At 45.1% G+C, this 19,554-nt stretch carries 14 protein-coding genes; 11 read left to right on the plus strand and 3 right to left on the minus strand.

The features are described from left to right. Positions 1 to 307 precede the first annotated feature (307 nt). The 8 genes from CXK86_RS14355 to infC all read left to right on the plus strand — a co-directional run bounded on the left by CXK86_RS14355 (position 308) and on the right by infC (position 10,664). Positions 308 to 625: a hypothetical protein gene (locus CXK86_RS14355; RefSeq protein ID WP_047842650.1), complete on the plus strand. Its 318-nt coding sequence runs from the start codon at positions 308 to 310 to the stop codon at positions 623 to 625. Positions 626 to 813: 188 nt separating this feature from the next. Then, on the plus strand, positions 814 to 1,890 hold the full coding sequence (locus CXK86_RS14360) for a fibronectin type III domain-containing protein (protein WP_257467853.1): 1,077 nt from the start codon (positions 814 to 816) through the stop codon (positions 1,888 to 1,890). Between the two features lie 263 nt (positions 1,891 to 2,153). Further along, positions 2,154 to 4,529, plus strand: coding sequence for a putative PEP-binding protein (locus CXK86_RS14365; RefSeq protein ID WP_180361765.1), 2,376 nt, complete (start codon positions 2,154 to 2,156; stop codon positions 4,527 to 4,529). Between the two features lie 115 nt (positions 4,530 to 4,644). Continuing rightward, the gene (locus CXK86_RS14370; protein ID WP_101313916.1) at positions 4,645 to 6,582 is read left to right on the plus strand and encodes an LTA synthase family protein; all 1,938 of its coding nucleotides are present in this window, start codon (positions 4,645 to 4,647) and stop codon (positions 6,580 to 6,582) included. A 234-nt stretch (positions 6,583 to 6,816) separates the two neighbouring features. After that, positions 6,817 to 7,824 carry an LLM class flavin-dependent oxidoreductase gene (locus CXK86_RS14375; RefSeq protein ID WP_101313917.1) on the plus strand — a complete coding sequence of 336 codons (1,008 nt, stop codon included), beginning with the start codon at positions 6,817 to 6,819 and terminating at the stop codon, positions 7,822 to 7,824. Positions 7,825 to 7,923: 99 nt separating this feature from the next. After that, complete coding sequence (locus CXK86_RS14380; protein WP_101313918.1) at positions 7,924 to 8,676, plus strand: metallophosphoesterase family protein; 753 nt, start codon at positions 7,924 to 7,926, stop codon at positions 8,674 to 8,676. 443 nt (positions 8,677 to 9,119) lie between these two features. Further along, positions 9,120 to 10,052, plus strand: coding sequence for a manganese-dependent inorganic pyrophosphatase (locus CXK86_RS14385; protein WP_017688903.1), 933 nt, complete (start codon positions 9,120 to 9,122; stop codon positions 10,050 to 10,052). A gap of 120 nt (positions 10,053 to 10,172) precedes the next feature. Then, entirely contained in the window at positions 10,173 to 10,664 is a 492-nt protein-coding gene (infC, locus tag CXK86_RS14390; RefSeq protein ID WP_047842654.1) for a translation initiation factor IF-3, read from the plus strand. Between the two features lie 187 nt (positions 10,665 to 10,851). On the opposite strand, the gene CXK86_RS14395 is transcribed toward infC, so the two are convergent. Next, positions 10,852 to 11,676 carry a protein-glutamine gamma-glutamyltransferase gene (locus CXK86_RS14395; protein WP_081745900.1) on the minus strand — a complete coding sequence of 275 codons (825 nt, stop codon included), beginning with the start codon at positions 11,674 to 11,676 and terminating at the stop codon, positions 10,852 to 10,854. 210 nt (positions 11,677 to 11,886) lie between these two features. Here CXK86_RS14395 and CXK86_RS14400 point away from each other — a divergent pair, with 210 nt between their 5' ends. Next, positions 11,887 to 14,634 (plus strand): PAS domain-containing hybrid sensor histidine kinase/response regulator, encoded by a 2,748-nt coding sequence (locus CXK86_RS14400; RefSeq protein ID WP_180361766.1) that lies wholly within the window; start codon positions 11,887 to 11,889, stop codon positions 14,632 to 14,634. A 50-nt stretch (positions 14,635 to 14,684) separates the two neighbouring features. Here the strand turns inward: CXK86_RS14400 and CXK86_RS14405 are convergent, their stop codons facing one another. Both CXK86_RS14405 and CXK86_RS14410 read right to left on the minus strand, forming a co-directional pair. Beyond that, positions 14,685 to 14,897 (minus strand): cation:proton antiporter regulatory subunit, encoded by a 213-nt coding sequence (locus CXK86_RS14405; protein WP_017688899.1) that lies wholly within the window; start codon positions 14,895 to 14,897, stop codon positions 14,685 to 14,687. A gap of 117 nt (positions 14,898 to 15,014) precedes the next feature. Beyond that, entirely contained in the window at positions 15,015 to 15,770 is a 756-nt protein-coding gene (locus CXK86_RS14410; protein WP_144029797.1) for a DUF3153 domain-containing protein, read from the minus strand. 606 nt (positions 15,771 to 16,376) lie between these two features. Between CXK86_RS14410 and CXK86_RS14415 the strand changes: the two genes are divergently transcribed. Both CXK86_RS14415 and CXK86_RS14420 read left to right on the plus strand, forming a co-directional pair. Then, a complete protein-coding gene (locus CXK86_RS14415; protein ID WP_101313921.1) occupies positions 16,377 to 18,071 on the plus strand; it encodes a M3 family oligoendopeptidase in 1,695 nt (564 codons plus the stop codon). A gap of 246 nt (positions 18,072 to 18,317) precedes the next feature. Then, positions 18,318 to 19,469 carry an iron-containing alcohol dehydrogenase gene (locus tag CXK86_RS14420; RefSeq protein ID WP_101313922.1) on the plus strand — a complete coding sequence of 384 codons (1,152 nt, stop codon included), beginning with the start codon at positions 18,318 to 18,320 and terminating at the stop codon, positions 19,467 to 19,469. Positions 19,470 to 19,554 lie beyond the last annotated feature (85 nt).

Below are 19,554 nucleotides of genomic sequence, written 5' to 3' on the forward strand. Positions count from 1 at the left end.
TACTAAATATTGCTAATGCCATTCGGATGTGGAAGAAATATCGGAACTCAGCAATTATGTTTTTGGTAATAGGTGTTCTTGGTACAGTTTTATTTTTCAAATATCTATATCAATAATCAGAAGCCTGACCGTCATATATCTGGCGGTCTTTTTCGTTTTTAAAAATTAAAACAGTGGAGGAATTACAATGAGCGAAAAACTACAAAATAACAAACACGCTGGATTCAACATCGGAGAAAAGGAAAATATTATAACAATCCATTTTAATGTATAATATAGGAAAAATGAATTGGAGAATAGACATCCTATGAATAAAAAAATCTGGGCCTCGCTTTTAGTAATAGCTGTTATTGGAATGATTCCTGTTACAGCAATATCGACGACTACGGTTGCCGAATCGCATGAAATTTTGGGTGAAGATCTTCCTGAAAGCTTACGATATGATTCTAACCATCCAGATATAATTTATGTGAAGGATTGTGGGGTCTTCGAGAAAGTGGATTCGAGTTTAGTAGATTACGGCGAAGAAGAAGTTGTGTTCGATGATATACAAAAGGTAACAGATAAAACGAATGTAATTGTTGCTTATGATGCAACTTACATCAAAAAAGGTGAATGGGAATAGCTAATTCATTGGATATACAATCTGGAAGCGCAAGGAGAGATTTATTCTTCTTGGGCTTTTTTTATATCCAATAAAAAATAAAAATCCAGAATTTAGCTGAATTTTATAGATTAGCAAGTTTATGTTTAGACATATTTTCAAGTACATATTACATTAGTCACTTATTATATTAATAGGGGGATAATAGAGTGATTGCTAAGTTTAAGAAAACAGTATTTGCGGTAGTGTTATTATGTTTAATGAGCATGAACGTAGCTATGGCAGCAAATGAAGAAGTAGCTACAGTAGAAGGGATGCAAGGAATTTCACCTCCAAAGGAAACAGTTGTAACAGTAAATGGTACATATAGTGCGAATTATGGTAAAAATTCTATTGACGGTAAGTTGGGTACTCTTTGGAATTCGGGTGCAACAAAAGGAACAATTCAATATGTTTTTCCAGAGGAATTAAGTCTTAACTTTATTCAAGTTGCTGCGTATTCTAATCCTAAATCCAATAACTATTACACAGTGTACGGTTTGAAAGATGGTAAATGGATTTTGGTGAGCCCTAAAGTGGGAAGGTATGTAAATGCAACTGTTACCATAACCGAACCAGTAGCAATTACTCCAGGGGTCTACGAAGGCATCAAGGTAGAAGTAGATGGAGCGGCGTCATGGGCTCATATTAATGAACTTACGATAGGTGTAGTAGAGATGATGAATCCAAATATAATTGATCTGAAAGCAACTCCTGGAAATACTCAGGTCGGACTAAATTGGGGAGCCATAGATGGTGCAGAAAATTATATTGTGAGGTATGGGACGGAATCAGGAAAATATACTGAAACTGTTGTTGCTACAAAAGATGAAAATGGGAACTTTGTCATTCCTGCTCTTACAAACGGAACTACGTATTATTTTGTTGTAACGACTACGATTAATGGTGTTGAAACTGAATACTCCAACGAAGCATTTGCTACTCCGTATGGAGAAGAGCTCCCTAACCCAGAACCAGAAGAACCTACAACTCCGGAACAACCAGAGGAACCTTCCACTAACCGTGCCATCTTTGTCGTTACCATGACAACGGGCTTGGAGAAGGAATTCGACCTAAGCATGAAAGAAGTGAATGATTTCATCGACTGGTATGAAGCCAAGCAAGCTGGAAGCGGAAAAGCTTCGTATGCGATCGATAAACACGACAACAACAAAGGGCCATTTAAGAGTCGGAAGGATTATATCCTGTTTGATCGGGTGCTGACGTTTGAGGTAAGTGAATACTAAATAGAATGTGAAGTTCCTTCAGCTTAGTTGAAGGGGCTTCTTTTTGCTTCACTGTGATGAATGAGCCAATGCAACTGCTCGAAAGGCTTGTTTCATCTTATTTTAGTGTAACGTTTACAAAAAAACAGGATAACGAGCACAAAATGCAAAAGCGGATGTCCTTGACTGAACGATTGTGACATACCATTAGAGTGAAGGCTGATCTGTAACGCAGGGATTGAAGTCTTCAAGCATAGCCATGAATGGCGGATGGGAGAGCTGTAATGACAAAACGGGTAATTCTGTTGGAAGAAGGTACGGCAGAGATGAAAGGGCTAATGGGCAGTAAAGGGGCTGATCTTGCAGAGCTAATCCATGCAGGGTGGTCTGTCCCGGCCGGATTTGTAGTCACAACGGAATGCTGTCGCGAGTTCTGTACCCGTCTTGGACATCTTTCCGGTGAAGGAGAGGAAGAGATTATTAACGCGATCCGGCATCTGGAACAGCAAACCGGGAAGTTCTTCGGACATTCGGAGAATCCGCTACTACTCGCGGTACGTACGGACCAGGATCGAGCCTCAGCAACTGCGACACGATCACTGCTCAATGTTGGTCTGAATGATATTACTGTGGAAGGACTCGCACGTCAAACCGGTGATCGGTTGTATGCACTCCAATGTTATCTAGATTACTTAAAGGAATATGGACAGCTGGTATATGCAATTCCGTCTGAATTTTTCACAGAAATATCGAGTCACGTCAAGGGTCGGGATGAAACGGAACTTGAATTAACCATTACCGAATTTAAATATTTAATTGAAGGGGAGGGGCGTAACCCTTTTCCTCAAGATGTTCAACTTCAATTCAAAGAAGCAGTACGTGCGGTATATCATTCACAGCGTATTAAAGCATCCAGATCTCAGGACGAGATCATGCGTAAATCATATTACATCTCTTCGGAGCAAAGCGCTCCTGTTCTTATACAGACGATGATACATGGAAAATGTGGAGAATCAAGCGGGGCCGGAACAATATATAAGTGTAACCCACTTACAGGTGAAAAGGGAATTACAGGACAATACGTCCCAACTGGGAACGCGAGCCAAACAGATCACGGCCTAGAGCGTTTACGGAATGACGAACCTGAGCTGTACACAAGTTTGCTGGAGATAGGTAGCCAGCTGGAGACGCATAAGGGAGAAGTGCAGGAAATCACCTTTGTGATTGAATCCGGCGCGTTGTATGTTGTGCAGACCCAGCCCGCACGATTATCTTCAACAGCCACACTGAGGAGTACTGTGGATTTTGTCCATGAAGGACTCCTCACCAAGGAGGATGCACTTCTTCGCATCCAACCTGCGCATATCACGGAAGTGCAGAAGCTTTACACCAATCCTACTTCTAACAGCGAAGCGAGCAATGGGCATCTGCCCATACAGATTCAGTCAGTAACTAATGATGAATGTCCAGCTTATAACAACTCAGATTCACTTTTATCAGCAGATCTGCAACTACTGCTCAATTGGGCTGATGAAGTGAAAGAGCTGAAGGTACTGGCCAATGTAGATCATCCACAGGATGCCATGACAGCACGGCTACAAGGGGCCGAGGGAATAGGTCTATGCCGTACAGAACATATGCTGTTGTCACCTGCGCGGTTACCATTTGTACAAAAAATGATCTTGGCAGACACTGAATCCGAACGCAGGCGTGGGTTGGAGCGTCTGTTGCCGATGCAACAGTCTGATTTTGAACAGATATTCGAAGCGATGGATGGATACCAGGTAACGATACGTTTGCTCGATTCGCCGTTGCATGAACTGCTACCGGATCTGGGAATGTTGGAGAAACGACGTGAGTGGTTACAAGCAGAGGAGTGGCAGGAGCAAATAGACCATCAGATTGAACTGGAGGAGCTGGAGCGTGTCATTCGCAGAGTCTGTGAATTGCATGAACATAATCCGACATTGGGGCAACAGGCTTGTCGGCTGAGTACGGTATTCCCGGAAATCGTTGATATGCAGCTGGAAGCGATATTCCGCGCAGCGGTGAAAGGCATCCGGCAAGGCTGGTGGGTACGTCCCGAGATTATGATCCCGCAGATCGGTCATGTGCATGAACTTCAGGTGATGAGAGATCTGGTGGATCATGTGGCTGACCAAGTGCTGGGTGAAGAAAAGCGGCATTGTCTCTATAGAGTAGGGGCGATGATCGAAGCTCCGAGAGCGGCGCTGACAGCGACTCACATTGCTCGCCAGGCTGACTTTTTCTCGTTTGGCACGGATGAGCTGACAGAGATGACATTTGGATATAGTCGCCATGAAGCGGAGAAGCGGCTCCTTCTCCTTCAACGTGATACGGACTCTCGTCCGGTAACGAATAATCCATTTCATGTACTGGACATTGAGGGAGTCGGACAACTGATTGAGATGGCGGTAGTCCAAGGTCGAATTCGAAAACCTCATTTGAAGACAGGGATCTGTGGAGAAAATGTTGTTGACCTGGAGTCGATTACGTTCTGCCACCGCATTGGTCTGGATTACGTAAGCTGTTTGCCTGAACAGATCCCTTATGCACGAATTGCTGCTGCACAAGCAGCCATTAAGGGACAGAGAGAGGGAGCGGACACGCAGAACACGGATATATCTACAATTGCGTAACGCTCACCCTGTCCTACACGGAACTTCCATGGAATAGCAACCAGAAAACTGTTATACTGAAATATGCGTTTTGTAAAATGAACGTAAAATTTCAGGGTAAGGGTTGAAAGCGACCATGTATAATTCCAAAAATGAACGAACTTCATCACGGACCTTATTTGCCGTGTTATTCATTCTTATGCTGCTGAAGCTGTCACTGTTGCGGTATTTCTTTTTCCAGGGTCTGTCCGGCATCGGTCTGTTAACTGACGCATTAGGCGCACTAACTGTGGTTTGCCTGCTGGATCTGATCGTGCCCAAAGGCTGGAAGCGAGCAGTATACGGAGGATTTAATGTTCTGTTTTCTCTGGTGCTGTTCGCGGCTACGCTGTATAACGTTCATTTCAGTTCAGTACCCACCTATACCGCGCTAAGTGAGCTGGGGCAAGTTGCCCAAGTACGGGGAAGTATCGGACCACTGGTACGACCGGAGCACTTTCTGTTTTTTGCAGACATCGTACTGGCATTGCCAATATGGTTGATTATGCGCAAACGTGCTGGCGGGCGTAACCACAGCAGTTACCGCGATAGCGGTTTGACGTTTGGTAGAATTCGCAGACGTTACTGGGGCAAGCTCGGCGTTGCGCTTACGGCTGCATTCTGCATCGTGCTGTCTGGCAGTTTTATTGTCAAAGGTGAAACGATTGATAACGAGTTGGTGCGAGCCGAGAATCTCGGTTTCCTGAACTACCAGGTATCGTCTGCCATTCTGACGAGCAAAGAAAATGAGGCCATTGCCAATGGCAACATTAACGAAACGATTGCCAAGATCAATGAGCTGGTTAGCCAGTATCCGTATCAGGATAAACCAAGTGACGGTACAGCCGTGAAAGCCAAATATTTTGGTCAGGCCAAAGGTAGTAACCTGATTGTACTGCAACTGGAGTCCTTTCAGAATTTCCCGATTAATGCTTCATTGGATGGTCAGGAGTTAACACCGGTACTGAATGATCTGGCCAAAGAAAGCTATTATTTCTCTCATTTTTTCCAACAGATCGGACAGGGAAACACATCAGACGCGGAGTTCATGTCGAACACGTCTATCTATCCAACCGGAGTTGTTCCCATGTCAGCAGGGTATAGTGACCGTGAACTGCCGAGTCTTCCCAAGTTATTGGGGAAAGAGGGATATGAGTCCGAGACGTACCACGTCAATGACGTCACCTTCTGGAACCGGAACAAGATGTATCCGGCACTCGGATTCACTCGTTACTTCGACAAGCCCAGCTTCGAGAATGACAGATTCAATGACTTTGGACCATCGGATGAAGAGTTGTACCGTGTAGGTGTGGAAAAAATGACTGCGCATCAGGCTGCGAATCAGCCGTTCTATGCTCAGTTCATTACGGCATCGAGCCACTCGCCGTTTACGGTTCCCGCTGATCGTGCACGCATCACGATTCCTGCGACCATTACGAACAAACTGCTTCACGATTATCTGCAAGCGATCAACTATACGGATTATGCCATCGGTCAACTCATTAATGAGTTGAAGGCGAACGGATTATGGGATAATACTACTTTAGTACTCTACGGGGACCACTTTGGTCTGCCTGCTGATGAAGAGATTACACAGCAGATTCAGGCCAATCTGGGCGTCCCTTATGACGGTAAAGTAAGTCGATTCAATATTCCGTTCATGATTCATACGCCGAAACAGACCAAAGGACAAGTGATTGAGCAGCCAGGCGGTCAGTTGGATATGTTGCCAACGATCATGAACCTGATGGGTGTTTCGCTCCAGGATGAGAAATTCACTGCCTTCGGACATGATCTGCTCAACATGGACCATAATGCCTTCGGTATCCGGTATTATTTGCCGACGGGTTCATTTGTTAACAATGACATCATGTTTATCCCGGGTGTGGGCTTTGACGATGGAACAGCCTATTCGCTGAAAACATACGAGCCGGTAACGGATTTGGAACCGTATCGTGCCGATTATGAACATGTGCTCAGCCTGATGAAACTGTCTGACGAGTATGTGAAGTTGTTACCAAAACGTGCACCATAAATCAATTTTCTGCAATAGGTCAGATCAAAAACGTCACCAGTTCAAAAGCTGGTGGCGTTTTTTTGCATGTTTCTTGCACAAGTGTGGTAATAAAGAGAATAACTAAAGTTTGAAACTGTAATAATTAATGTTACAATGGAATGAGCAAGAATGAAGTGAGCAAAAGCGCGTAATATTCGCAGATCTCATATTCACAGTACTTATGAACCTAACAGACGAGAGGATTGAATATATATGAAACTGAGTGTACTCGAACATGGACATATCAATGAAGGACGAAATGTACAGGATACGTTGCAGGAAACGGTGAAACTCGCACAACATGCGGATCAATTGGGGTACTCCCGGTTCTGGATGTCGGAGCATCACGGTAGTGGTGCGCTGTCATTCTCCAGTCCTGAAGTTATGATTGCACATGTGGCTGCACATACGGATCGAATTCGCGTAGGTTCCGGTGGCGTTATGTTACCTCATTATAGTGCTTATAAGGTTGCAGAGAATTTCCGACTGCTGGAAGCTTTGCATCCGGGGCGGATTGACCTTGGGATTGGCAGAGCACCGGGCGGCATGCCAATTGCCAGCAGAGCTCTGAATGAAGGGAAATCATCGAATGTACAATTCTTTCCACAACAGATCGCGGATCTGGGCGGATACTTCCACGAGCAATTGCCTGAGGATCATCGGTTTGCATCTCTGGTAGCCGGACCATCGGTTCCCACGGTACCAGAAGTGTGGTTGCTGGGTTCCAGCTCCGAAGGTGCAAGAATTGCTGCAGCGCAAGGGACGTCGTATGCGTTTGCCCAATTCTTCGGAACACCAGGCGGCGAAGAAGCGATGAAACATTACCGCAGACATTTCAAACCGTCCATCCTGAATGACAAACCACATTCAATGATTGCTGTCTCGGCATTCTGCGCGGAGACAGAGGAAGAAGCCGCTGAACTTGCGCGCAGCAATGAACTTTTCTTCTTACGCCTTGGACGAGGTCTTGAACAAAGTTCATTCCCATCTCTGGAGACGGTGAACAACTATCCATACACAGCGATGGAGATGGAACAGATTCGTCAACGTCGTTCTTTTTCCATCGTGGGAACACCGGATCAGGTGAAAGATAAAATTACCGCAATGGCTGAACGCCATGAAGCAGATGAAGTCATTATTGCATCAGCGGTCCATTCGTTTGAAGCACGTCTGCGCTCATTCGGCTTGATTGCAGAAGCCTTTGGACTCAAGCAGGACTAATGGTAAGCAAGCGGGAATAACTACTCTGAACAGACTGGAATCTTGCTCATGCAAGGTTCCGGTTATACTCTTGCGTGATCAGGGAGAGGAGAGATTCACATGCGCAGATGTGTCATTAGTGATATTCATGGCTGTTACGATGAATTTAATGCACTGCTTAAGCTTGCAGATTATAATCCGCAGCAGGATGAATTGATTTTACTCGGTGATTATGTGGATCGCGGTCCAAGCAGCAAACAGGTCATCGAACAGATTATGCAGCTTCAGCAACAGCACCATATTATGGTGATTAAAGGCAATCACGATGCCATGATGGTCAAGGCGTTAACCCAGGATGTTGAGCAATATGATCAACACTGGATTCGTAATGGCGGATTACAGACGATGGCAAGTTATCTGGATCTGGAACTTACTTATGATGAGCAACAGATAGATTGGGAAGCTTATGCTGAAGCCAAAAAGTGGATACGTACACACTATGAACACCATCTTCGTTTTCTGGACCAGCTTCCGCTGGTGTACGAGATTCCGGGTTATATTTTTGTGCATGCCGGGATCAACCCGGATATCGAGGATTGGAGAAGCCAGTCCGAGCGGGACTTCATTTGGATTCGTGAATCATTCTATTCCAAACCAACAACGATTAGAGAGACGGTTGTATTTGGACACACCCCCGTGAAGCATTTGCATGAAGAGACAGGCATTTGGTTTGACCCGAGCGGAGACAAAATTGGCATTGATGGTGGATGTGCCTACGGAGCACAATTGAACCTGCTGGAGATTAGCGAGGACGGCAGTCTACAGACCTTTTTTGTACGGCAAGGGCAGAGCGCGGAAGAGCCTGAGAATTAATGTTTTCGTTGCGTATCAGAGTTTCGTATGCTAATTTATAAGGTTGTACGATGGAATAAATAGGATACATACCATATCGACTTGAGGGAATGAACCAAGTTTGGCTATTTTCCAAAATGACTTGCCTGAGAATGATTTGCAATTAATTCGCTGTAAAGGGATTGGAATTAAGCCTTATTAGCGCTATAATCAGTAGGGTATGATTGAAATATGACATATATTTTCTATATAAGTTCAACTAAACTTTTTACACGAGAACGGAGAGGACAGAAAAAAGCTGGAGAAGCGGAGCGTTCGCCTTTATCACCGGATTTTCCCTTTAAAAGGGAATCAAAAAATCTGGGGATAACAGCGATCGGAAGGTTATTCTGTCATCGGAGTGGCAAGTGTAAACATTCTTTGGTTAAACTTATATAAATCAGAATTGACGGAGGGCTATGAATATGGAAAAAGCGTTAATCTTCGGTCACAAAAATCCCGACACGGATACGATCTGTTCGGCAATCGCCTATGCGGATCTCAAAACAAAATTGGGTCAGGACGTTGAAGCTGTTCGTCTCGGCGAAGTCAATGGTGAAACCCAGTTTGCACTGGATCAATTCAAAATTGCAGCACCACGTCTGATTAAAACAGCTGCAAATGAAGTAAACAAAGTTATTCTGGTTGACCACAACGAGCGTCAGCAAAGTGTAAGCGATATTGAGGAAGTGACTGTTGTTGAAGTTATCGACCATCACCGTATTGCTAACTTTGAGACAAGCGGACCTCTGTATTTCCGTGCAGAGCCTGTAGGTTGTACAGCAACCATTTTGAATAAAATGTACAAAGAAAATGGCATCGAAGTGAGTGCACCGATTGCTGGTCTGATGTTGTCTGCCATTATCTCCGATTCCCTGTTGTTCAAATCCCCGACTTGCACAGAGCAGGACGTAGCCGCTGCGCGTGAACTGGCTGCCATTGCTGGTGTAGATGCAGACAGCTATGGTCTGGACATGCTGAAAGCCGGTGCGGATCTGAGCCAAAAAACAATTGCTGAACTGATTTCCCTGGATGCCAAAGAATTCGTAATGGGTCAATCCAAAGTGGAAATTGCACAGGTTAATGCTGTTGACGTGAATGATGTTCTCGTGAAGCAACCTGAGCTTGAAGCAGCTATTGATGCGATTATCTCCAGTAAAGGTCTCGACCTGTTTGTATTTGTCGTAACAGACATTCTGAACAACGATTCCGTAGCTTTGGCATATGGTACATCCACTAAAGCAGTGGAGAAAGCCTACAATGTGACGCTGTCTGATAGCAGAGCTATCTTGAAAGGCGTAGTATCACGCAAATCACAAATTGTACCGGTTCTGACTGAAGCATTCAACACGCTGTAAATCAAACCGATTGGCATATTCATACGCTGATATGTATTACAAATAAGTAGCAACACCATCCTAGCCTGCTCTGATCCGTAAATGGTCAGGACAGGCTTTTGATGTAGAGGAGGTAGAATCATGATCAAAAATGAAAAGATCAAAGCAGCCGAAGTGCAGCTGACCGGCCTGAATGGTGAAGATCTGGGTGTGATGTCCACGCAGGAAGCACTTCTACTTGCAAAGCAGCATAAAGTAGATCTAGTGTGCTTGTCCTTGATGACAAGTCCACCGCCATGCAAGCTGATTGGAGCTGGAGCGGCCAAAGCAGAAGCGCAGCAGGCGAAGAAAAAAGCGAGCAAATCCCCCGATAAACGTAAAGTCAAGGAAATTCGCTTGAACCTTGCGATGGAAGATCATGACCGGGAGACGAAGCAGTCTCAGGCGGAGCGCATTCTGAAGAAGGGTGATTCGGTAAAACTCGTCATCCAGGTGCATGGAGCCAAAGAAGGAGTTGCAGGCAAGGAGTGGGCTGAGCAGCTGAGCAAATCGCTGGCTGAATTCGGTAGCAAAACGACAGGTGTTCAGGTAAGTGGTAAACAGGTTGTTGTGCAACTGGACCCGAATGCGTAAACTGCCAGGTGCGATCCTCGGTGTAGTACAAAGGTAAGGCGAATGTTGATGCAGTAATGATCTTTTGGATGTAAAGAAAGCCCAATGAGGTGGCAGGCTAACTGCTGCTGTATTGGGCTTGTTTGTCATCACTTGGATTGAGGTATTGTTCGCAATTGAATGCAAAAGCCGTTTCCGTTTCAGTAGTTCAACTGCGTAAATAACGGCTGCCACCAAGTCGTACATATAACTGTCCGGGTAAAACAGGCGTAGAACCAGCGGCCATATTATTCTGGCTGTTTTTGGCGAATCGGGATAAATAAAAGAAGTCCGGATAGATCACCATATCCATTAAGTAGGCGGAGACTCGGCTACCTGGAACGCGGAACTGATTCAGGGTACGTATAATCTCTTCGCCACTTGCAATACCAATGCCATGACCATAATACAAGTTCTCGCGCAGCATGAACGTATTCTCTCCCTGCCACTCAGGGGTTTCCGGAGAAACATCTGGATTTTTAAAATACAACACATCTCCTGGCAGGGCGGTTTCGCTACCGTTTTTTTCGGTTAATCGCAGGTCACTGTCATAATGCCAGTCAAAGAGTAACAGATTTCGAAACAGGGAATTAAAGGCGTCTTCGCGAATGCTTCCCAGCACGCCACCATACAGCACAATAACGGTAGCTGTTGCACATTCAAAAGCATATAAGTGTCCATTCCTCCAGATATCCCGGATGCCGTCGGCTGGGGTCACGTTTGATCTTAGCTCAAACCCACCTTCCGCATTACGATTCCAGTAGGCAGGATTACATCTGGATTTTTCAAAGGATGCAAAACTCACACCGCTTCGATCCAGTCCTTCCGCGGCTTCCACGAGAGAGCCCCTCAAGTCCCATTCAAATCGAAGATGATCCATGGATTGGTACACATACCTCGTTGGACGATTCTGGAGTTGCTGTAACCAATACCATTCAAAATCAGACCATTCCGAGCGGTTCAGCTGGACGGGTTGATTAGCAACAATGATCATGATCCATAACCTCCGTTCCTATTCGAATATTCAACATTGTATAATCGGGAGAGCACGGGTATTGTGTAGTATATGTCGATTCATGCAGGGATTTTGCCCGATCTCGTTTATCAATCATGGCATTTGGGGTAGTACTCTATAGATGAAGTTATGTTCAGGTCTATCTATTCATACGGAATACATTCAGATTCTCATAAAGGAGGACATGTAATGTCGAAATCCATTACAGAGAGCCGATCTCTGTTCGAACAATTGTATACGCACGCACCAATCGGCATTGCTGTCGCATCGCATGTAAATGGACGGTGGTTGCAGCTTAATCCTGCATTTTGCGAGATGCTTGCATACAGTGAAGATGAACTGATCGATACTTCGGTCATACATATGATCTACGAAGAAGATCTGCATATGGAGGAATTCCGCAGCAAGTTCTGGGAAATGACTCATGAAACAAGTCCGATGTACGAGACGGAGGTTCGTCTGAAACGAAAGGACGGTTCGTTATTATGGGCAACCATTAGAGCTTGCATTGTTAGGGATGAAACGAATGGTGAGCCATTGTATCTGTTGATACAGGCTGCTGACATTACGAAACAAAAAGATGCAGAGGAAATCCTCATTGTGCAACGTAAGCAATTGGAAGAGAGCAGTCGCATCTCTCGCCTGCTGGCGGAGTCTTCACTAGACCTGATTGCAATACATGATGCCGATTCAAGTCGTACATTTAAATATGTATCGAATGCATGTAAAACCATGTTGGGCTATGAGTTGGAAGAAGTTATAGGTAAGCCGGGAACATTTGTTATCTATCCGGAGGATGTGCCTTTGGTTGAAGCGTACGTAGAAGAGCAGAGAAAGGGTCTGGCTCCCAAACGGCTCAATTATCGCCTGTTACATAAGGATGGATCTACGGTATGGGCAGATACGATTACGCACTATGTATATGACGATTCAGGTGAATTAATGGAGATGGTCGCCGTAACCCGCGATATCACAGCCAGCCAGCAACAACAGTTAAGCATGCAGGAGTACAGATCGTTATTTGACTGTAATCCCCTAGGTGTGGCTTCTCTTGATCTGGAAGGCAATCTGCTGAAAGCCAATATGGGTCAGGAACAGTTGACAGGACACACCAAGGAGGAGCTGCTGAGTCGGCCTTTTGATCACCTCATTGATCCTATGGATCTGGAGAAGACTCGATATCATTTTGAGGAAACGGTGAAAGGCAATGCACAGAGCTACGAGATAGGTTTAATTCACAAAAATGGGCAGCGGATTGAAACAAATGTGATTAATGTTCCTATTATACTTGAGGACAAAGTTGTTGGGATCTACGGGATTACGAGTGACATTACTGAGTCCAAACGTTACGTCGAGGAAATCGAGAATCTTAGTTATGAACGGGCATTGATTTTGAATGGCATGTCTGAAGGTGTTATTGGACTGGACCTGGAAGGGAATCTGAACTTTGCCAATCCGGCCGCTGCGGAGATCATGAACTTCTGTCCAAGTGAATTGAATGGCAAACCATTAGAGCAGATGATGATCCAAATGCAGAGCGAAGGCATCCCCTACCCATCCAAGGATACACCAATTCTACAGGCTGTTCGTGAGGGACGAGGTCTGCCACGTACCGAATCCGTATTCTGGAGACAGGATGGGTCCAGTTTCCTGGCGGAGTTCCAATTGAAGCCGATTATGGATCAGGGTAGAACCCGCGGAGCAGTGTTGGTTTTCCGTGATATGACATCTGTTAAGGACATCATACGTGCCAAGGAAGCAGCAGAGCATGCAGACCGGGCCAAGTCCGAGTTTCTCGCCATCATGAGTCATGAGCTTCGTACGCCATTAAACGGCATCATGGGCATGGCCCATCTGTTAATGGAAACCGAGCTGGATGATGAACAGAAAGGTTTTGCGGAAATCATGATTGATAGCGGCGAATCCCTTTTGTACATTTTGAACGAAATTTTGGATTTCAGCAAAATCGAAGCAGGCAAAATGGATCTTGAGCGCGCACCTGTTGATATTAAGGCGATGCTGGGTGGGGTGATCGAGCTGTTTGCACTGAAGGCATCAGAAAAAAATATTGAACTCTATTGTGAAGTGTCGGACCATATTCCTGAACGCATTCGAGGGGATGAGACACGAATCCGGCAGATTTTGATTAATCTGGTGGGTAATGCCGTTAAATTCACAGAGCAGGGCCGTATTATGGTGAGCGTAGGTGCTGATTTCTCAGATGAGCATGGTCAGGATAACCTGATGTTGACCTTTAAGGTAAGAGATACGGGCATTGGCATTCCAATAGAAAAGCAGCATCAGTTGTTCCAATCCTTCTCACAGCTTGATCCGGCCATCAATCGTAAGTTTGGCGGGACAGGTCTGGGGCTTGCGATCAGCAAAAAACTGGTGGAGTTAATGGGCGGAGCGATTGGCGTACAGAGTGAGATCGGTGAGGGGGCAGAATTCCAGTTCACCCTCGTAGTGGAGCGGTGGTTGGAGGAAAGTAATGACCCGATTGAAGTCACCACGAATGATGAACTGCAATTGGATCGAGCGAGTCTTGCCCATGACATCAAAATTTTGATTGCTGAGGATCAAGCGGTCAACAGTCATCTGTTGGAGGAGATGCTGCGCAAGTTTGGCGGAGTCTGTGATATCGTTGAGAATGGTGCACAGGCCGTCGACATATTGAACAAGGTTCAATATGACCTGGTGTTTATGGATATTCAAATGCCAGTTATGGATGGGATTGAAGCGACCTGCCACATCAGACAGAGCCACCCAGAAATACCGGTTATTGCAGCGATTACAGCTTTTGCAGGCGCCGGTGACCGTGAGGAGTGTCTGAAATGCGGGATGCAGGACTTTATCAGCAAACCGTTTCATTCCACGGAGATTAGCCGCGTATTGAATACATGGGTTCCATATATTCGCTCTCAAAGGGTAACGTAACAGAAAAATAACCTGTACCTTGAAATTCAAGGTACAGGTTATTCTGTCATTTACGACCAGCCTCCGATTAAACCGGAGAGAGTCACGCATTCGTCATCTTCCAAATCTGCAATCAGAGTGAGTTCTTCGTTGTCTTGTGGATCAACGGAGAATAATTCACGGCGTCCGTCCTCATGCACAATAATAACTAACTGATGGCCGCCCTTTGTATCAAACTGGTACTTAACTCCGATACCAGGTAGTGGGCATTCGCGGATATTCATGAAACCTGTCACCTCTTTAGCTTTGCTTAATAAAAAATTAACCGTTCACACAGTACGGATGTATTCTACTATCCATAACACCGTTTGGCAAGTCACAAATAAAATTGGTGTGAAGAATTAATTTTTTCCCCGATGTGATCTTGCACTATGGCGCTGTCTGGTCCGTCTGCGACGAACAAAAAACCAAATGAGCAGAGCAGCGATAAATAATAGGCCTATGACTGCAATTATGATGATATTCCGGATATTGGGAACCTGTACAGTCAGATCCAGTTTATTCATCTGGAGGGGTGAAACGTGCCAAATGAGCGTTTTTCCGCCATCCTCCACTTGATCCGCATTCGAATCGGCTGCCTTGATGGGCAAAGACAACTTGAAGTCAAAGTTAACATCTTTTAACAAGAGGTTTTTAAGAAAGCTAGGCACCTTGTTAATTTGATTTTTGATCTCACCATCGGGCATGGACTCCATGAGATCGGCTTCTGCTGTAATGTGCATCTTGGAAGTGAAGAAGCCGGGGGAAGTTGTTTGTTCAACCTTGATCCCTTGTGGTAACTTGGACGTATCAAAGCTGGTTTTATTGCTTTTTTCATAATGGGTGGTCGCTGTGAGCTTCTTCTGATCTCCCTGTTCCGAAACCTCTGCCTGGAAGTTATTTCGATTCAATGCATCTGCGATCAGAGGCATGAGATTGTCTTGTCCAATTTTTCCAAGAGCGGAGTTCTTTACGTTGAGATTGAGATCCAGATCCGTTGATCCATCCATATTTACCGTTAGATGGGCTTCTCCATCAGCACAGGCGGTCAAAACAGATAACATAAGGGCTAATAAAACAGTAAGAAATAGCTGACGTAAGGGAATGCGAGTTGACATGTCTTTCAACCTTTCTGCGTAAAAATCCAAATTCCATTTCATAGAAGTATAGTATACACCGTAAGCATGGCGGATGAAACTTTGCACCGTGCAGCGAGGTACGTATGATTTAGTGTGATCGGGGAAATAATCCATTTATTAAAATTAAAGATTTCGTATTTTTGTCAATGTTCGGTCAATTCAAACGGCGCTTCACCGTGTACACTAGTAGTAGTGTGATGAATATACGGAAGCAGGGAGGTTACATTCATGACATATATCATTATTATGGCTGTTATTATGGTCGTGGGCATGGTCGGAATGGGCTGGTTCTATCAGATTATGGATAAAGACCAAAGCTAGTATTGTTTAAATGTGAAAAGAAGAGAGACAACCTATAAGCTGGCTTCGCTAACGCGAGGCGGGCTTATTTGTGTGGGGAAAAATTTTGAGGCACTGACCTTACATAAGTAAGTAATATTTGTAACCATTCATGTTGCACAATTTGACCGATGGACAAATATTTTTCGTAATTATGGGATTTTTTAGCTGCTCTTTTGTATAATAGGGGGTAGTTTAACTCGGGATACTCCCGAAATTCTGCCAAACAGGAAAGGGTGTACATAAATGAAATTTAGTGAGTATACGTATACACGTCCGAATCTGGAACACATCAAGACATCTTTCCGTGAGCTGTTGAGCGGTTTTGAAGTTGCGGCAACGGTTGAAGAACAGAGTGGGTTCATGGATCAGATTAACGCGCTGCGCAGTGATTTTGAGACACAAGCCCAATTGGTCTACATCCGTCATTCCATTGATACCAATGATGAGTTTTACAAGGCGGAGAACGAATTTCTGGATGAGAATGCACCAATTGTGCAGGAATATATCACGGATTTTTACCGTGCATTGGTTAACTCCAAATTCCGCAACGAGTTGGAACAAAAATGGGGTTCACAGCTGTTCCAACTGGCGGATCTTTCACTGAAAACATTCAGCCCGGAAATTATTGAAGAACTTCAGAAGGAGAACAAACTTTCCACAGAATACAATCAATTGATCGCATCGGCCAAAATTCCGTTCGAAGGTGAAGAGCGCACGTTGCCACAGCTTCATCCATTTGAACTGTCCACGGATCGCTCCATGCGGGAGCGTGCTTCGGAAGCCAGATACACGTTCATGGCTGAACATGAAGCTGAATTCGATCGCATTTACGATGAACTGGTTAAAGTACGTACACAGATCGCGAAGAAACTGGGTTATCCAAGCTATGTCGAACTCGGCTATGATCGCATGAACCGTACGGATTACAACGCCGAGATGGTTGCTAATTTCCGGGCACAAGTTCGTGATTATATCGTGCCTGTGGCGACCAAGCTCAGAGAGCGTCAGCGTAATCGGATTGATGTGGAGACGCTGTATTATTACGATCAGGGCTTCAGCTTCAAGACGGGTAACCCGACACCTAAGGGTGACGCGGACTGGATTATCGATAATGGTAAAAAAATGTACGCTGAATTATCACCAGAGACGGATGCATTTTTCCAGATGATGACCGAAAACGAGCTTATGGATCTGGTAAGCAAAAAAGGTAAACAGGGCGGCGGATATTGTACGTTCCTGAACGATTACAAAGTGCCGTTTATCTTCTCCAACTTCAACGGTACCTCCGGTGATATTGATGTATTGACGCATGAAGCAGGTCATGCTTTCCAGGTGTATGAGAGCCGTGACTTTGCAGTGCCTGAATATAACTGGCCAACATATGAATCGGCTGAGATTCATTCCATGAGTATGGAGTTCTTCACATGGCCGTGGATGCAGTTGTTTTTCAAGGAAGATACGGACAAGTACAAGTTTGATCACCTGTCTTCCGGTCTGTTGTTCATTCCGTATGGTGTAGCTGTGGATGAATTCCAGCATTTTGTGTATGCGAACCCGGATGCAACTCCAACGGAGCGCAAGCAGGCATGGCGCAACATTGAGAAGACCTATCTGCCACATATCAATTACAAAGATAATGCGTATCTGGAGCAGGGTGGTTTCTGGCATAAGCAGGGTCACATTTTCTCATCGCCATTCTATTACATTGACTATACGTTGGCACAAATCTGTGCATTCCAGTTCTGGAAACGCAGCAATGAGGACATGAAGTCCGCATGGGCAGACTATCTGACATTGTGTAAAGCGGGAGGAAGCCTGTCCTTCACTGGATTGGTTGAACTGGCTGGATTGAACTCTCCATTCGAGGATGGCTGTGTATCTTCCGTAATTGGCGAGATTGAGGCATGGCTTGACGGCGTGAACGATAAGGCGCTGTAAGCCTTCGTAAGGATGCTTTTAGTGTAAGTACCTTCGGTAAGCTATAAGTAGCGGATAAAGCTTTAAGATAGATAAGTAAGACGGCTTGGAGACCTTCGGGTGTCTGGGTCGTTTTTTTCATTACGGGGAAAAATCAACCTCAAGTGTAACATTTATCGGATTCATTGTGATTTATTTCACTATATCTGAAAACGGATTCAGTTACAATGGAGATAGTAAATCAGGGGTTACAGGAGGCTGGTTCAAATGGCAACACATGCATATTATGTTCCGCCCGTGAACTTGATGGGTAGAGGCTGTTTACAGGAAGCAGGTCAGATGATTGAACAGATGGGTATCCGCAAGGCGCTGGTTGTAAGTGATCGCCAATTGATTACTTCAGGCGTTGCTGAACAGGTACTGTCTATACTAAGAAAATCAGGGTTAGACTATGTAGTATATGATGAGGTGCAGCCTAATCCAACATGTCAGAATGTACATGATGGACTACAAGTATTCCAGGATCATGGCTGTGACGCCATTATATCGATAGGCGGAGGTTCACCGCAGGATGCTGCCAAAGGCATTGGCATTGTAGCTACGAACGGTGGGCATATCCGTGAATATGAAGGATTTCATCAATCAAAACACAAGTCTGTGCCACTTGTGGCTGTTAACACAACGGCTGGCACATCGAGCGAGGTGACAATTAACTACGTGATTACAGATGAGGAACGTAAAGTAAAGATGGTGATGGTGGACCGCAACAGTCTGGTCTCCCTGTCGGTTAATGATCCTGAGCTGATGCTCAGCAAACCTGCAAGTCTCACAGCGGCCACAGGAATGGATGCGTTGACACATGCCGTAGAAGCGATGGTTACACCAGGTGGATTTACAGTGACAAGTGCGACAGCTGCAGCAGCTGTTGAACTGATCTTTGAATACTTGCCAAGAGCCGTGAGAGACGGCAGTGACCTGGAAGCACGGGAACATATGACGTATGCGTGTTTCCTTGGCGGGATTGCTTTTAATAATGCGGGCCTGGGTTATGTCCATGCGATGGCGCATCAACTGGGTGGCATATATGATCTGCCGCACGGTGTCTGTAACGCAATGTTACTCCCTTATGTGGAAGAGTTGAACGCCAAGCATGTACCCGGCAAATTCCGTCATATTGCTAAGGCAATTGGTATGGATGTGAAGGGTAGAAGTGATGAGGAGTGTTCCGATTACGTCATTGAGGCCATACGTCAGCTATCGAAGGAAGTCGGCATTCCTGAGAAACTGTCTGAACTGGGTGTAAAAGATCCCGATGTGGAACTGCTTGCCGATAACGCGATGAAAGATGCCTGTGCACCAGGCAATCCCTATCAACCGTCCAAGGATGAAGTGATGGAGCTGTTCCGCAAAATTATATAAGTGAGAACGTATCGAGTCGGAAGGGATCCGGCTCTTTTTTGTTTTTCAAATCTCGGATATTGTATCTATGCCTTTGGGCATCTTC

It is taken from the genome of Paenibacillus sp. BGI2013, from assembly GCF_002843485.1.
GTDB classification, from domain to species: Bacteria; Bacillota; Bacilli; order Paenibacillales; family Paenibacillaceae; genus Paenibacillus; species Paenibacillus amylolyticus.

Excerpts from the sequence above, each read along its gene's own strand:
- CXK86_RS14400 (WP_180361766.1), top strand. The coding sequence starts at position 11,887 with ATGTCGAAATCCATTACAGAGAGCCGATCTCTGTTCGAACAATTGTAT.
- CXK86_RS14370 (WP_101313916.1), top strand. The coding sequence starts at position 4,645 with ATGTATAATTCCAAAAATGAACGAACTTCATCACGGACCTTATTTGCC.
- CXK86_RS14380 (WP_101313918.1), top strand. The coding sequence starts at position 7,924 with ATGCGCAGATGTGTCATTAGTGATATTCATGGCTGTTACGATGAATTT.
- CXK86_RS14395 (WP_081745900.1), bottom strand. The coding sequence starts at position 11,676 with ATGATCATTGTTGCTAATCAACCCGTCCAGCTGAACCGCTCGGAATGG.
- CXK86_RS14420 (WP_101313922.1), top strand. The coding sequence starts at position 18,318 with ATGGCAACACATGCATATTATGTTCCGCCCGTGAACTTGATGGGTAGA.
- CXK86_RS14410 (WP_144029797.1), bottom strand. The coding sequence starts at position 15,770 with ATGTCAACTCGCATTCCCTTACGTCAGCTATTTCTTACTGTTTTATTA.
- CXK86_RS14355 (WP_047842650.1), top strand. The coding sequence starts at position 308 with ATGAATAAAAAAATCTGGGCCTCGCTTTTAGTAATAGCTGTTATTGGA.
- CXK86_RS14405 (WP_017688899.1), bottom strand. The coding sequence starts at position 14,897 with ATGAATATCCGCGAATGCCCACTACCTGGTATCGGAGTTAAGTACCAG.
- infC (WP_047842654.1), top strand. The coding sequence starts at position 10,173 with ATGATCAAAAATGAAAAGATCAAAGCAGCCGAAGTGCAGCTGACCGGC.
- CXK86_RS14365 (WP_180361765.1), top strand. The coding sequence starts at position 2,154 with ATGACAAAACGGGTAATTCTGTTGGAAGAAGGTACGGCAGAGATGAAA.
- CXK86_RS14385 (WP_017688903.1), top strand. The coding sequence starts at position 9,120 with ATGGAAAAAGCGTTAATCTTCGGTCACAAAAATCCCGACACGGATACG.
- CXK86_RS14375 (WP_101313917.1), top strand. The coding sequence starts at position 6,817 with ATGAAACTGAGTGTACTCGAACATGGACATATCAATGAAGGACGAAAT.
- CXK86_RS14415 (WP_101313921.1), top strand. The coding sequence starts at position 16,377 with ATGAAATTTAGTGAGTATACGTATACACGTCCGAATCTGGAACACATC.